Origin of the sequence: Paenibacillus sp. 598K, from assembly GCF_003851045.1 — a bacterium.
Lineage (GTDB): Bacteria > Bacillota > Bacilli > Paenibacillales > Paenibacillaceae > Paenibacillus_D.
This window is the reverse complement of record NZ_BFBX01000358.1, coordinates 911-2,383: the sequence shown is the minus strand read 5'-3', so window position 1 is coordinate 2,383 and position 1,473 is coordinate 911. Positions and strand designations below refer to the sequence as shown.

Genomic DNA, 1,473 nt, shown 5'->3' with positions numbered 1-1,473 from the left:
GCGGCGATCGAGCGGGCGGCGGATGTGACCGGGCGCAAGCTCATGTACGCCTTCAATATTACCGGCGATATCGACGAGCTGCGGACGCATCACGACCTGGTCGTCGGCGCGGGCGGCACCTGCGTCATGGTGAGCATCCTCAGCGTCGGTCTGGCGGGGCTCGCCGAGCTGAACCGCTATAGCGAGGTGCCGATCCACGGCCATCGCAATCAATGGGGGATGCTGACGCGGGCGCCGCTGCTTGGTATGGAGTTCACCGCGTACCAGAAGTTATGTCGGCTCGCCGGCGCGGATCAGTTGCATGTGAACGGGCTGAACAGCAAGTTTTACGAGAGCGACGAGTCGGTGCGGCGCTCGATCCAGGCGTGCGCAGAGCCGCTGCTCGGCGGCTACCCGACCTTGCCCGTCGTCTCCTCGGCCCAATGGGCGGGCATGGCCCCGGCTACCTACGAGGCGGCTGGCGGCGTCGACGTGATGCATCTGGCGGGCGGCGGCATGCTCGCGCATCCCGACGGCCCGGCAGCCGGTTGCGAGAGCATGAAGCTCGGCTGGGAGGCTGCGGTGCAGGGCGTGCCGCTCGAGACGTACGCCGAGTCGCACCCTGCGCTGCGGCGGGCGATCGAGAAGTATGGCGGAGCCTGACAGACAACATCCAACAGACAGCAGCAAGTCAGCCGGGCAGCAGACATGACCAGAGTAAGTCCAACTGTCAGCAAATGCTGTCTGGCTTGTTTGGTGACGGAATCGCCTGAGAGGAGGGACACGTATGATAGACAATCTTAACTCAGCGGCAGAGCAATGTAGCGGCGGCACGGGTACGGCGAATGAGAGTGTGTGTGTGGGTGCGGGCGGTAGCGCTGGCACGAATGCTGCAATGGCTGCACAGGAAGACCGCAGCCGGAATGTCGGTAGCGGCCAAGTGTGGCAATACGCCTACTATGGCGACGACTTTACCGGCTCGACGGATGTGCTGGAGGCGTTGTTCCGCTGCGGGCTGCGGCCGGTGCTGTTCCTCGACGCGCCGACCGAGGAGCGGCTAGGTGATCCGCGCTTCGCGGCAACGGACGCGTGCGGCGTCGCCGGGGTCGGCCGCTCGCTGTCGCCGGAGGAAATGGCGCGCGAGCTGCCGGCTGTGCTGGAGACGCTGCGCCGTCTAGGTCCGGCTATCGTCCACTACAAGATCTGCTCGACGTTTGACTCGGCGCCCCATGTCGGCAGTATCGGCAAGGCGGCGGAGCTCGGCGCGGCGCTGTTCGGCGGACGATATGTGCCGATCCTCGCAGGCGTCCCGTATTTGGGCCGCTATACGGTGTTCGGCCATCACTTCGCTGCCGCCGGGGAGTCGGTCTATCGGCTGGATCGTCATCCGACGATGTCGCGTCATCCGGTGACGCCGATGGCTGAGTCCGATCTGCGCCTTCATCTCGCGCAGCAGACGGAGCTGTCGAGTTCGCTGATGGATATCCTGGCGCT

The 1,473-nt window shown here is 65.3% G+C and carries 2 protein-coding genes; both read left to right on the top strand.

The genetic code is table 11. From position 1 onward, the window contains the following. Positions 1–642: RuBisCO large subunit C-terminal-like domain-containing protein (locus PA598K_RS35475; RefSeq protein ID WP_260405776.1), on the top strand; the 642-nt coding region annotated here is incomplete at its 5' end. A gap of 124 nt (positions 643–766) precedes the next feature. Then, on the top strand, positions 767–1,473 hold a 707-nt coding region (locus tag PA598K_RS38630; RefSeq protein ID WP_260405775.1), incomplete at its 3' end, for a four-carbon acid sugar kinase family protein.